This is a genomic window from Halomonas sp. R57-5, from assembly GCF_900070345.1.
Taxonomy (GTDB): Bacteria; Pseudomonadota; Gammaproteobacteria; order Pseudomonadales; family Halomonadaceae; genus Vreelandella; species Vreelandella ventosae_B.
Map to the genome: position 1 here is coordinate 621,603 of NZ_LN813019.1, position 13,463 is coordinate 635,065.

Consider the following 13,463-nt stretch of genomic DNA (forward strand, 5'->3'; position numbering starts at 1 on the left):
TTTGACAGAGATGCTGAAGAACGCTGTGTAGCTGCCAGAACCTGTCGTAAATTCTTGAATCGGTGCAGGTCTAATTGCACTTCGCGCTTGGATTGTCATTTCATATTCAACCACCTCTATCTAGAGCCTGTTGACTTCTTGCGTTGTGGCGGCAGGTCTGTGCAAGTGCCATCAGCGACTTCTGCCGCCAGGCCAATCGTTTCACCTAGCGTTGGATGTGGATGGATGGTTCTGGCGATATCGACAACATCGCAGCCCATCTCAATGGCGAGGCCTACCTCGCCGATCATGTCGCCTGCCGATGGGCCAACGATAGATCCGCCAATGATGCGATGCGTATGGGTATCGAATATCAGTTTTGTGAAGCCGTAATCGGCCCCGTTGGCAATTGCACGGCCAGAAGCGGCCCATGGATACTTGGCGACTTTGACGTGTCTTCCCTCCTTCTTCGCTTGCTCTTCCGTGTAACCAACCCATGCCACTTCCGGGTGGGTATAGGAAACAGCAGGGATAACCAATGCATCGAAGAAGGTTCTTTTGCCAGTAGCCACCTCGGCGGCTATATGTGCCTCATGCATGGCTTTGTGGGCCAGCATCGGCTGGCCAACGATATCTCCAATTGCAAAGATGTGTGGTACGTTGGTTTGCATCTGGGAATCGACCGGAATAAAGCCCTGATCATCGACAAAGACGCCCGCTTTGTCGGCGGCGACCTTGTTACCGTTCGGGGTGCGGCCTGCGGCTTGCAATATCATGTCGTACTTCAATGTTTCGGCGGTGGCGTTTTCACCCTCGAAGGTTACGTAAAGACCATCGTCTTTAGCTTCGGTCGAGGCTACCCTCGTCTTCAGCATAATCTTGCCAAAGCGATGCAGGTTCTGCCTTTCCCAAACTCTGACCGCATCGCGGTCAGGGCCCGACATCAATTCATCCGCCATCTCAACAACAYCTACCTGGGCGCCCAGCGATGAGTAGACGGTGGCCATTTCCAAACCGATTATGCCGCCGCCAATAACCAGCATTTTCTGAGGAACGAAGTGCAGTTCGAGCGCACCGGTCGAGTCGACGATGCGTGGGTCGTGAGAAAGGAAAGGCAAATGCACCGCCGCAGAGCCAGCGGCGATGATGCACTTCTGAAACTTGATGACTTTCTTGAGCCCGGTTCTGTTCTGGCCTTTTCCGTCGGTGCTCTCGACCTTAAGGTGGTGTGGATCGAGAAAACGACCGTAGCCGCGAACCACCTCGACCTGGCGACCCTTGGCCATACTGGTGAGGCCGTTGGCCAGCGTGCTGACGATCTTCTCCTTATGTGCTTTCAGCTTGTCGATATCTATTTGAGGCGCCGAAAACGTTACGCCGAGATCACTGGAAGACGTCGTTTCTTCGATCATCTCGGCGACGTGCAGCAGCGCTTTGGATGGGATACAGCCTACGTTCAGGCAGACGCCACCAAGCGTGGCATAACGCTCAACGATGACTGTCTTCATGCCCAGGTCAGCTGAGCGGAAGGCGGCGGAGTAACCGCCCGGCCCAGCGCCAAGAACCAGCATCTCGCACTCGATATCGACGCTATCGCTGCCGKCGCTAATCGTTGAGACTTGCCCTTCAACGCGATGATTCATGGTTTCTCTCCCTTTATAACGACACGGTGAAACGTCAATAGGCCCTAGACCTTTTAGCGGGTCGGCTTGATCTTGAACCAGATGGCATACATCGCCGGTAAGAACATGAGCGTCAGAATTGTCCCGGCGAAGGTGCCACCGATCAGGGTGTAGGCCAGCGTTCCCCAAAACACCGATTGGGTGAGCGGTATGAACGCGAGAATGGCGGCGAGCGCGGTCAGGACGACCGGACGAGCACGCTGCACGGTGGCCTCGACCACGGCGTCAAAGGGTGCGAGTCCTGCCTTCGCATTGTCGTGAATCTGGCCAATCAGGATAAGAGTGTTGCGCATCAGGATGCCTGCCAACGCAATCAGACCGACGAGCGCATTGATGCCGAATGGCTGGTTGAACACCAGCAAGGTAGGCACCACGCCGATGAGGCCCAGCGGTGCGGTGGCGAACACCATCGTCATCGCTGAGATCGAGCGAACCTGAAAGATGATCGTGATCAGCGTCAGCGCGATCATAATGGGGAAGACCGGTAGCAGGGCGCTATTGGCCTTGCCGGATTCCTCGATGGAACCGCCCATCTCTATCCGGTAGCCCGCCGGTAGTTCGGCGATGATCGGCTGAAGTTCTTCCCAAATGGCTTTGGACACGTCGGGCGGCTGCAAGTCTTCCGCTATATCCCCACGTACGGTGATCGTCGGCGTGCGGTCGATGCGGCGCAGAATGGGGTCTTCCATATGGACATCCACCGTGCCGACCTGCGATAGCGGAATCCGCTGACCGGATGCGCCTGTCAGGGTGAAATCTTGAATTTTGCTCGGATCAAGTCTTGTACTGCCGGCCGAACGCGCAACCACCTGCACCGAACGAATATCTTCACGCACCTCGGCAATGGGGATGCCACTCAACAGGAACTGTAGCTGCTGGGCTGCATCACTGGAGGTCAAGCCGAAGCTTTGCAGGCGATCCTGATCAAGCGAGAATCGCAGTGTGGGTATGCGCTCGCCCCAATCGGTATTGACCGTTCGCATCTTAGAAGAAGCCTGCATGACGGCACGCACCTGGGCCGCGATGTCGCGCAGCTCATCGGGCTCCGGCCCCATCACGCGGAAGGCCACGGGGAAGGGGGAAGGTGGGCCGAACACCAACTGGGTCACTCGCACCCGCGCCTCCGGCGCCAGATCATCGGCCACCGCCTGACGCAGCCTATGCTTGAGCGCCTCACGCGCCGACTGGTCATCCGTCAGGACGATGATCTTGGCGAAGGAGGGATCGGGCATCTCCGGCGACATGGCGAGATAGAAGCGGGGCGCGCCCTGGCCGATGTAGGACGTCACGATGCTGGCTTCCTCTTGCTCCTCCAGCCAGGCCTCGACTTTGGCGGTCGCCTCACTCGTTTGCTCGATCGAGGTGCCATACGGCATCTGCACTTCGATCAGCACCTCGGGCCGGTCAGACGTCGGAAAGAACTGCTTGTTGACCACGCCCATGCCTACGATCGCGAGGATGAAAGCACCGACCACGAACGCCGCCACTAGCCATTTGCGCCGGATCACCGAGCCTAGCAACCGGCGGAAACGCTCGTAGTTCGGTGTCGCGTAGATCGCCCCGTGGCCGCCCTCGCGCTTCTTGAAATCCGGTAGCAGCTTCACCCCCAAGTAGGGTGTAAACACGACGGCGACGATCCACGAGGTGATCAACGCAATGCCGACGATCCAGAACATGTTGCTGGTGTACTCACCGGCGGTGGACTTGGCAAAACCGTTCGGCATGAAGCCGATCGCCGTCACCAGGGTGCCGGAGAGCATGGGTGCGGCGGTGTGACTCCACGCATAAGCCGCGGCACGTACACGGTCGTAGCCTTCCTCCATTTTCACCACCATCATCTCGATGGCGATGATCGCATCGTCGACCAGGAGCCCCAGTGCCAAAATCAACGAGCCGAGAGTGATGCGGTCGAAGGCCATGCCGGAAGCTGCCATGACGATAAAGACGGCGGCCAGGGTCAGGGGAACTGCTGCCGAAACCACGATACCGGCACGCCATCCCATGCTGATGAAACCGACCAACATCACCACGCCGAGGGCGGCGAAGAACTTGAGCATGAACTCGTCGACGGCCGAGCTGATATTAACCGACTGGTCTGTGACCTTGGTTAGACTCATGCCAAGCGGCATATCGGCGTTGATAGCCTCTGCCTCCTCCTCCAATGCCTCGCCGAGGTTGAGGCCATTCCATCCCTCGCGCATGACCACACCGAGCAGCAAGGTGGGTTCGCCGTTGTTGCGAATGAGGAAGGTGGCGGGATCCTCGTAGCCCCGCTTCACCTCGGCGATGTCGCCGAGCTTTAGTGTATGGCCCTGCGCGACGACGGGCGTATTGCGAATCGCCTCAAGGTCGTCGATCGCCCCGTCCAGCCGGATGAATACCTGGGGGCCCTGGGTGTCAATCGAGCCGGCGGGCGTCATGACATTACGCCCATTGAGTGCCGCGAAGAGGGCTTGCGGGGAGACGCCAAGCGTGGCTAGACGATCATGGGAGAACTCGACGAAGATCCTTTCGGACTGCTCGCCGATGATATTTACCTTCTTGACGCCCGGTACGTGAAGCAAGCGCTGGCGCAGGCTCTCAGCCTCGCGGATGAGATGCCGATGAGGCTCGCCCTCTGCCTTTAGCGCATAGAGTGCAAAGGTCACATCGGCGTATTCGTCGTTCACCATAGGGCCAATGACACCACTGGGCAGACTACGGGCCTCGTCACCAATTTTCTTACGTGCCTGATAGAACTGCTCGGGGACTTCGTCGGGCGGCGTGCTATCGAGCAGATACACCGTGGTGAAGGCCAGGCCCGGACGCGTAAAGGTCTCGGTACGGTCATACCAGCCCAGTTCCTGCATGCGTTTTTCTAGCGGCTCGGCGACCAGTTCCTCCATTTCCTGGGCCGTAGCACCGGGCCAGGCCGTGGTCACGGTCATCTGCTTGATGGTAAAAGCGGGATCCTCCGCCCGGCCCAGCGTCAGGAAGGCCATAATGCCGGCAATGAAGATCACCACCATTAGAAACAGGGTGACCGAGCGCTCGCGTACTGCGAGGGCAGAGAGGTTGAAGGCACTCATGGCTGCTCTCCGCGATTGGCGGCCAAGCCCGTGATAACCTCACGCTCATCTAACCGCACCTGCTCGCCCTCATGCAGCAAGTGCGCGCCGAGCGCCACGATGCGATCGCCCGTTTCAAGATCGCCAACGACCGAGGCGGTTTCATCGCTGAGGCCAGTCACCTGCACGGCCTGCCATGTGACCTGGGGCGTTTCTCTTTCGGTCAGCCCTTCGATCAGCCATACGCCAGGCCCTTTACCTGGATCGAAGAGGGCGCCTATCGGCACCTGCAATAACGCTGAAGCGGAAGGATCGACCTCGATACCGACGGAAACGGTCGAGCCCAGTGGTGCATCGGCAAGATTACCTTCCAGTACATAGCGGGCTTCGAAGGTTCGCGTCAGAGGATTGGCGGCATCCGACAACTGGCGAAGCGTCGCAGCGCCCGTGAGCCCGTTGCCATAGAGGCTTGCACGGCCAGTGGAGCCGATCGCTGGGCGGAGCGTTTCGGGGAGGTCGATGAGTGCCTCGCGGGGCCCTGCATGGGCCACCCGCACCACGGGTTGGCCGGCAGCAACGACCTGGCCGGGTTCTGCCAGCGCTTCCACGACCACCCCGTCTGCATCGGCGAGAAGCACCGCATATCCGGTTTCATTGCGAGCAACGTCCGCGCGAGCCTCGGCCGCCGTAAGATCCGCCCGAGCCGTCTCGGCGGCTGCGCGGGCGCTGTCGTAAGCTGATGCTGACACCGCGCCTCGAGAGACCAGGTCGCGGTAGCGCGCCTCGTCCTCTGTGGTTTGACGCGCGCGCGCCCTGGCGGCAGCCACGGCCTCCTCCTGGGCGCGAGCGGCGAGTTCCAGATCCGTGGGATCGATGCGCATGAGTGGCTGGCCGCGCTCGACGGCCTGCCCCGTATCGACTAAACGCTCCTGTATCTTGCCCGGTACGCGAAAGCCGAGATCGCTCTGCACCCGTGCGGCAACAGTACCGGTAAATGAACGCTCGGCCTTTCCATCGGCCTCCACCTCCGCTACCCGCACATAGGGGGTCTGCGTGCGCGGGTCGCTTAAAGAGCTGTTGTCACTGCAAGCCGCCAGAGCGAAGGGCAGCAGACCGGCGAAAACTAAGGAATGAATATTACGGCGCTGAAGCATGGCGACCTCCAGGGATAGAAGGCCTTATGTTCTAACTAGTGACCAATGTTGTCAATAGTCACTATGTGTAAATTCGTCCTTCAGGGTGCCAAGCTACGCAATACCAGGTTCGAAAGCTGGGTTGGCCCCTCCTCGACAAGATCTAAATTGTGTTGAAGGAGAAGAGGGTTCACATAGGGGTGCATGACTAGAAAGATTGAATGCACTGTCTCGTCCAGCGGGGTTTTTCGCTCGAATTCGCCGCTCTCGCGTCCTTCGCGGATGATCTCCAACAGCATCTGTTTAATGTGCTGCGCATAGCCGCGAGCAGAGGGCCAGCCTTCGCCTGCGGAGTGTGCGGCGATGTCATACAGCTTGCGATCATTGAAGAAAAGATTTGATCCGGTATCTACTAATGCCTTGAACATCCTCCTAAATTTCTCCGTTGGCGTGGGTGCGTTCATCACGGCTTCTTCGATCGCCTCAATAATTGCGCTCAAGACTTTGGAGCAGATGGCTTCGCCAATGGTCTGTTTGGAATCGAAAAACTTATAGATATAAGCCTTGGAAAAACCAATCGATTTGGCTAAGTCAGAGACGGTGGTTTTCTCGTAGCCGTAGTGGCTGAAGTGCTCTTCGGCTGCCGCCACGATCTGTTCGCGAACACTGTGTTCGGCAGGGCCTCGTGACGGTGGTGTGGAAGGTGGTGTTTCAATCATCGGTCGTGTTGCCTCGTATTCTTTAGCTTGACAGATTGTGACCATAATGGATTATAGTCACTTTAACAATTTTACTCTCCGGAGATGCTTATGCTCACCCGCCCACGCTCTCTCGCCTTTCTGGTGAGTGCCAGTCTATTAACGGCCAGCCTGTTAACGGGATGTGCGGTCGGCCCTGACTATAGCTCACCCGAGCCCGCCTTATCGCCTCGTTTCCTTGGCCAGGAGGGTGTTGAAGAGCGTGAGGTTCAGAGCAAGGCAAACCTTCAGTCCTGGTGGGCCGCCTTCGATGATCCCATGCTAGCGCGTTTCGTCACCCTCGCTCTCGAGCAGAACCTGGATATCGCACAAGCCTCAGCCCGTGTCGCCCAAGCGCGTGCCTCATTGCGTCAAGCCGATGCAGTGCTGCTGCCATCGGCTAACGTGAGCGCCCAGGGGGCTGAAGTATATCAATCGGTCGAGACCCCGCTGGGGCAGGTGCTTTCTTCCATGCCCGACTTCGACCACTGGGGCAGCGCCTATGAGGCCAACCTTGATGTGGGCTGGGAAACTGATGCGTTTGGTGGCCTGCGGCGAGGACGGGAAGCGGCACGCGCGGAGTATGTGGCCTCTGAAGCGGGTGCCGCCGCGACACGGCTGGCCGTCGCTGCCCAAACGGCGGACGTATACGTCACGATCCGGGGCTTGCAGACGCGTATCAAGATTGCTGAACAGCAAGCTGAGACCCGTCGTGAACTGCTCGACACGATCAGATTCCAGTACGAGAAGGGGGTGGCTAGCGAGCTTCAGGTGAACCAAGCCGAGGGTGCGCTTGCTCAAGTCGAAGCACAGATTCCGGCTCTCGAGGCTGGCCTCGACTCGGCGATGAATGCGTTGGATGTGCTTCTCGGTGTACCGCCTGGAACCTACCGCAGCGACGTGAGTCAGGTGGCGTCGATCCCGGTGGTTCCAGGCCTGGCAGAAACCGGCACGCCGGCCGAGATGATTCGGCGGCGTCCAGATCTTATCGTGGCCGAGCAGCGCCTCGTTGCTGCTAATGCGCGCATTGGCATGGCGATTTCAGAGTACTACCCCAAGTTCTCGCTCGGGGCACTGCTGGGCAGCGCCACTACGATCTCAAGCAGCAACCTCTTCTCCAACGATGCCCGTCAAGCCCAAGGCGTGCTCGGGCTTCGCTGGCGCCTGTTCGACTTTGGTCGCGTCGAGGCACAAATTGCCGCCGCGCGCGGCCAGGAAGCAGAAGCACTCGCCGCCTACCGTCTAGCCGTGTTGCGCGCAACGGAAGAGGTGGAAAACGCCTTTTCCGCGCTTGTTAAACGCGAGGCCCAGGTCGACATTTTGGCGCGGGGTGAATCCTCTCTCGCCCGTGCCCGCGAAAACTCACTTGCCGCCTATGAAAGTGGTGTCGTTAGCCTGATCGAAGTACTCAATGCCGACGCCAACTTGCTGCAGATAAGCGACATGAAAGCACAGGCACAAACCGAAACCGCGCGTGCTGCCATTGCCTCTTTTAGGGCATTGGGAGGCGGGTGGGAAGCACCGCTCGCAAGCAACGACCGCCTCTACGGTGCCCTCTCTACTACCCACTAATGACAGGTAAGCGAAATGGTCTTAATAAACACTTCATGGGTACTCATCACGGGGGCATCAAGCGGTTTCGGTGAGGAGTTTGCCCGCCAATATGCCGAGCAGGGGCACTCGCTGGTACTGGTGGCGCGACGGCTAGATCGGCTGCAAGCGCTCGCTGAGACACTGCGCCACCAGTACGGTATAGAGGTGGTGACGGAGCAGGTCGATCTCTCAGACATTGCTGCGGTTACCCAGCTGCATCAGCGCCTTCAAGATCGGGGCATTGAGATCTACATCCTAATCAACAACGCCGGTCATGGATTGCAGGGCCCGTTCGTGGATAGCACGTTGGATGCGGCGCTGGCGATGGTGCAACTGGACGTGGCGAGCTTGACTGCCATTACTCACGTCTTTGCACGAGACATGAGTAAACGAGGGCATGGCAAGATATTGTTGGTGGCAAGCCTGCTGGCCTATCAGGGCGTGGAGAACTTCGCTGTTTATGCTGCCGCCAAGGCCTATGTATTGCGTTTAGGCGAGGCGCTACATCGCGAGCTTTATCGCGAAGGCGTCACGGTGACAACACTTTGCCCTGGTATGGCGGAAACCGGCTTTGCCACTGCGGCGCAGCAGAAAGTCACGCCCGTATTGAAGCAACTGATGATGCAGCCTGCACCTGTGGTGCGCGCCGGGATTCGTGCCCTGCAGGCCGGGCGTATCAGCGTCGTGCCAGGCTGGGCGAACAAGGCCCTTGTCATCCTTACCTGGGCGACGCCGCGTCGGCTGCACCAAGCTTTTTTATCACGTGCGATGAATGGGTGAGCTTCCACACTTTTATCGCAAGAAAAATATATAACTCAAGAGAGTGATGCCATGACAACGTCAATTGACACCCTCAGTCCAGAAGAAATACTTGCGCTCTGGCAGGCTGAAGAGACGGCCGTGCGAGAGCGTATCCAGACGGTTCCCGGCGTGGCGACGCCTGCTCAGATCGCCGGGCGCAGCGGATTGCAGATATTCGAGGCGCTTCTAGCCGGTGAGATCCCGCCGCCGCCCATGGCTAACACGCTGAACTTCACTCTGCTTCGTGTGGAGCCGGGATTCGCGCTGTTCCAGGGGCAGCCACGTTTCAGTCATTATAATCCGATGGGCACGGTGCATGGCGGCTGGTTCGCAACCATGCTCGATACAGCCATGGGGTGCGCCGTGCATTCAACATTGCCACCGGGCAGGGCCTACACGACCCTGGAATTGAAGCTCAATCTCGTCCGTGCACTCACCGATGCGGTGCCGCTAGTTCGTGCTGAAGGCCGATTGGTTCACGGCGGCCGCCAGGTGGCGACCGCGGAAGGTAGGCTCATCGGGCCAGACGGTAAGCTCTATGCCCACGCGAGTACAACGTGCCTGGTGTTCGACCAGGGGGCGTAGAAGAGGGGCTGGCGCGCCMCACCTGCTTTACCCCTCTTTGACGGAGCCTGAACCTTGTGCCGAGGATCGGCAAGTCATTGTCTTCGCTTATTGCATTTTTTGCTCAAAAGCAAAGTAAGCCTCTCCTGCCCATCAATAGAACGCATAGTCGATAAAATCTCAGTGCTTAAGGCAAGGTTAACTACGCTGCTGGTGTGATGTAGGTGCTTTTACGTCAAGCGCAGGTGACGCCCTATTAATGTTGCAGTGTTCGCCAGGAGAGCGTTTACAGAATAATCAGCGTCGCGAGCCCAAGGAATGATAAAAAGCCGACCACATCGGTCACGGTCGTCAAAATAACCGCACCGGATAACGCGGGGTCGATCTGCAGCTTTTTCAACACCATGGGGATGAGTACGCCGGATAAGTTGGCGAGACTCATATTGATAAAGATGGCCAGGGTGATCACCAGCGTGATCATGGCGTCGCCAAACCAGATATGGGAAATCAAGCCGACCACTAATGCCCAAACCAAGCCGTTACTCATACCCACCCACATCTCTTTGTTATACAGCCAGCGGATGTTGTTGCCCGCCAGTTGGCCCAGCGCCAGACCGCGTATAACCACGGTGAGGGTTTGACTACCCGCAATACCCCCCATGCTCGCCACCACCGGCATCAAAATGGCCAACGCCACAATTTGATCCAATGCAGCCTCGAATTGACCAATAACGAAGGCGGCTAAAAAAGCCGTTAACAGATTAATACCCAGCCAAATGCCGCGACTTTTCGCACTGCGTAAAACGGGCGTGAAGACTTCCTCTTCATTACTGACGCCGGACATATGCTTTAACGTCATGTCAGCGTCGTCTTGGGTGATTTCAAGTACGTCGGCGGCGTTTAGCTGGCCCACTAATAACCCATCGCTATCGCACACGGGCACAAAGTGTAGCTCTTTAGAGCGCAATAACGCCGCTGCATCACTGACTTTCATTTGATCATTTAGGGTAAAAAAGTCATTCATGTAATCATCAACCATCGCATCTTGTGGTTGCTTGATTAAATCAATCAGGGTCAAAGTGCCGAGTAAGCGTTTGTCTTTATCCGTAATCATGATCTGCTGCGACTCATCGTCGAGCAGATGGTGGATGCGGATATAGCGCTGTACGGCCTCTAACGACACGCCCTGTTTTACATTGACTGTCTCGGGATCCATGTAACGGCCAACCACGTCATCTTCATAGGCGTGAAGATTCTCAACCTGAGCGCGGATCTCTTGCTCTAGGCTAGCGTAGACGCTGGTTTTTATGGCTTCATCAGCAACATCTAAAACTTCAGCAACTTCTTGAGCATCCAAGCCTTTAACAATTTCTTCTACATCGCTGGCCGATAAGTCTTCGATGTAGTCAGCGCGGATGTCTTCGTCAACTTCGGCGAGAACCTCGCCGATAAAGTCGTCGGGAACATACTCCCAAAGGAAATCTCGCGTTTTAGCCGGGAAGGACTCCAGCGTTCGCGCGATGTCTAAAATATCGAGTTCAGAGAAATACGCTTTTAGTGCCGTTGTGTCTGGGTCATCTAGCAGGTTTTGAAGGTGGAGKAGCTGCTCTTCGGAATTGGTGTACTTTTCATCATCGCGCATAGAGTCCGTCCTTGTTGGAAGCTAAATATTAAAGAAGTGCAAACTCCTGGCGGCTCGCTTTATGAATGTTATAGACAGGTATGGTTGAACGCCACGCGAACACCATAGGCCATGCGCTGCTGGGCAGAAACGGGCGGTACGTCGGTGCCAATCATCTCATCATCGGCGTCGGCCCAGGTGAGCGTGCCGTGGGTGAAACCCAACGGCGCCAGCGTGCGGCCAATCCACTGCGTACCGGTAAAGCGTTGCGTCTCGCCATTCTGGTCGGTAAGCACGCTGATGGCGTTACCCTGATGCAGGCGCACGATGTACGAGCCCCTATCGAGCCCATGTACCTCAACCTCGGGCAGCGGCGCTGGGTACTGGGCAAGTTCGTCAAGGGTGAGGTGGGCGGGAAGCGTTGAAGACATGGCGTATCCTCATGAGTGAACATCTTATACGCCAAGACTAAAGGGTGTGCATTATTTGTACAGCAGTAACCGCCTGATCGGCGTCATTGAGGCGCTGTATCAGACGGTTTGAGGCAGGTATTTTATTCCTTATCCATTTCTAAACAGGAAACTATAGGCATTTAACGCAGGTACGCCGCCTAGGTGGGCGTAGAGTACTTTGGAGCCGGGCGGGAATTCGCCGTTGCGCACCATGTCGATCATGCCGTGCATGGATTTACCTTCGTAAACCGGGTCGGTAAGCACACCCTCCAGACGGGCACAGAGGCGAATGGCTTCTAGCGTGCCTTCGTTGGGCAGGCCGTACTCGGGGCCGCCGTAGCGGGTATCCAAAATGACATCGTCATCGCTAATGCCGCCTTCCAATTCCACCAACTCAGCCGTATTGCGCGCGATGCGCAGGATCTGTTCACGGGTTTGCTCAGGCTTGGCAGAGGCGTCAATGCCAATCACTCGCTGGGCACGGCCATCGGCGGCAAACCCCACCACCATGCCCGCCTGGGTGCTGCCGGTGACCGAGCACACCACGATATAGTCAAACGTGAAGCCTAGCTCTTTCTCCTGCTGCCGCACCTCTTCAGCAAAGCCCACGAAGCCCAAGCCGCCGTAAGGGTGCTCGGAGCAGCCAGCGGGAATCGGGAATGGCTTACCGCCTCGCTGGCGAACATCCTCCATGGCCTGCTCCCAACTGGGGCGAATGCCGATGTCGAACCCCGCGTCATCCAAGCGCACATCGGCGCCCATGATGCGTGACATCTCGATATTGCCCACGCGGTCATACACCGCGTCGGAGTAGTTGACCCAGTTCTCCTGCACCAGCACGCACTGCATGCCCAGGTGAGCGGCCACCGCGGCAACTTGGCGGGTCTGGTTGGATTGAATACCGCCAATCGATACCAGCGTATCGCAGCCTTTTTCCAGCGCTTCAGGAATCAAGTACTCCAGCTTGCGGGTCTTATTGCCACCAAAGGCCAGGCCGCTGTTGCAGTCTTCGCGCTTGGCGTAGAGCTCTACTTCACCGCCTAAATGTTCGCTTAGCCGCTTGAGCGGCGTAATCGGAGAGGGGCCAAAGGTGAGTGGGTAACGTGGGAAGCGTTCGAGGTTCATAGCAATCTCCAGCTTTAAAACATTGGATGCGATATAGGGCGGCTAAGGTTGTTGTGAACAATTGGCGTGAGCTCTGCTATTTATAGTAAGTGTTAGCTATTTTTTTTGTGTTGCAAAGTTAGTTGGTTTTAGGCAATAAAAGATGGTGAAAAATGATATATATGGGTTTAAGTGGTGTTTATTGGTCAATAAGGTAAATAATAGTGCGCACAAAAMCCTCCCGATCACGCCCTGAGCCTGATGATCAGACGGCTGAGCTAGACCGAACAGATCGGCGTATTCTGAAACTGCTTCAGGACGATGCCACACTCTCCAATGTGGCACTGGCAGAGCAGGTGAACTTGAGCCCGGCGGCGTGCTTACGCAGGGTGGAAAGGCTCAAGCGGGATGGGGTAATCAGCAGGGTGGTGGCGCATTTAGACCCGGAGCAGCTGCAGGCGGGGATGGTGGTGTTGATTGGCGTGGTGCTGGATCGCTCGACGCCGGAATCCTTCGCCGCCTTTGAAGAGGCGGCCCAGAAAGTGTCAGGCTGTATGGAGTGTCATGTCGTCACCGGGGAGTTTGACTACTTCATGTTGGTACGTACCCGGGACAGCCAAAGCTTCAACAGGCTGCACGCCGAACAACTGCTCTATCTACCCGGCGTGCGCCAGATCCGCTCATTTATGGGGCTGCGACAGGTGGTCTCGACCCATAAGGTGCTGGTTTAGCTATGAAAGAAAGTGTTGA

At 57.2% G+C, this 13,463-nt stretch carries 11 protein-coding genes; 4 read left to right on the top strand and 7 right to left on the bottom strand.

What is annotated here, in order from left to right:
• Positions 1-116 precede the first annotated feature (116 nt).
• The 4 genes from lpdA to HALO_RS02825 all read right to left on the bottom strand — a co-directional run bounded on the left by lpdA (position 117) and on the right by HALO_RS02825 (position 6,560).
• Positions 117-1,622, bottom strand: a complete 1,506-nt coding sequence (gene lpdA, locus HALO_RS02810) for a dihydrolipoyl dehydrogenase (protein WP_092490808.1) — start codon at positions 1,620-1,622, stop codon at positions 117-119.
• Positions 1,623-1,675: 53 nt separating this feature from the next.
• Positions 1,676-4,729, bottom strand: a complete 3,054-nt coding sequence (locus HALO_RS02815) for an efflux RND transporter permease subunit (protein WP_035581233.1) — start codon at positions 4,727-4,729, stop codon at positions 1,676-1,678.
• Positions 4,726-5,862 (bottom strand): efflux RND transporter periplasmic adaptor subunit, encoded by a 1,137-nt coding sequence (locus HALO_RS02820; protein ID WP_035581229.1) that lies wholly within the window; start codon positions 5,860-5,862, stop codon positions 4,726-4,728. Before HALO_RS02820 ends, HALO_RS02815 begins: the two co-directional genes overlap by 4 nt.
• Before the next feature lie 80 nt (positions 5,863-5,942).
• Positions 5,943-6,560, bottom strand: a complete 618-nt coding sequence (locus tag HALO_RS02825; protein ID WP_035581226.1) for a TetR/AcrR family transcriptional regulator — start codon at positions 6,558-6,560, stop codon at positions 5,943-5,945.
• A 90-nt stretch (positions 6,561-6,650) separates the two neighbouring features.
• Here HALO_RS02825 and HALO_RS02830 point away from each other — a divergent pair, with 90 nt between their 5' ends.
• The 3 genes from HALO_RS02830 to HALO_RS02840 are packed head-to-tail and all read left to right on the top strand — an operon-like array spanning position 6,651 to position 9,557.
• The gene (locus HALO_RS02830) at positions 6,651-8,150 is read left to right on the top strand and encodes an efflux transporter outer membrane subunit (protein WP_035581223.1); all 1,500 of its coding nucleotides are present in this window, start codon (positions 6,651-6,653) and stop codon (positions 8,148-8,150) included.
• Between the two features lie 15 nt (positions 8,151-8,165).
• On the top strand, positions 8,166-8,951 hold the full coding sequence (locus HALO_RS02835) for an SDR family NAD(P)-dependent oxidoreductase (RefSeq protein WP_035581219.1): 786 nt from the start codon (positions 8,166-8,168) through the stop codon (positions 8,949-8,951).
• A 51-nt stretch (positions 8,952-9,002) separates the two neighbouring features.
• Positions 9,003-9,557, top strand: coding sequence for a PaaI family thioesterase (locus HALO_RS02840; RefSeq protein ID WP_035581217.1), 555 nt, complete (start codon positions 9,003-9,005; stop codon positions 9,555-9,557).
• 265 nt (positions 9,558-9,822) lie between these two features.
• Here HALO_RS02840 and mgtE read toward each other — a convergent pair whose 3' ends face one another.
• The 3 genes from mgtE to HALO_RS02855 all read right to left on the bottom strand — a co-directional run bounded on the left by mgtE (position 9,823) and on the right by HALO_RS02855 (position 12,734).
• Positions 9,823-11,178, bottom strand: coding sequence for a magnesium transporter (gene mgtE / locus HALO_RS02845; protein ID WP_035581214.1), 1,356 nt, complete (start codon positions 11,176-11,178; stop codon positions 9,823-9,825).
• A 68-nt stretch (positions 11,179-11,246) separates the two neighbouring features.
• Positions 11,247-11,588 (bottom strand): DUF6482 family protein, encoded by a 342-nt coding sequence (locus HALO_RS02850; protein ID WP_035581211.1) that lies wholly within the window; start codon positions 11,586-11,588, stop codon positions 11,247-11,249.
• Between the two features lie 129 nt (positions 11,589-11,717).
• Positions 11,718-12,734, bottom strand: a complete 1,017-nt coding sequence (locus HALO_RS02855; RefSeq protein ID WP_035581208.1) for a 1-aminocyclopropane-1-carboxylate deaminase — start codon at positions 12,732-12,734, stop codon at positions 11,718-11,720.
• Between the two features lie 203 nt (positions 12,735-12,937).
• Between HALO_RS02855 and HALO_RS02860 the strand changes: the two genes are divergently transcribed.
• Entirely contained in the window at positions 12,938-13,444 is a 507-nt protein-coding gene (locus HALO_RS02860) for an Lrp/AsnC family transcriptional regulator (RefSeq protein WP_092490809.1), read from the top strand.
• Positions 13,445-13,463: the final 19 nt, after the last annotated feature.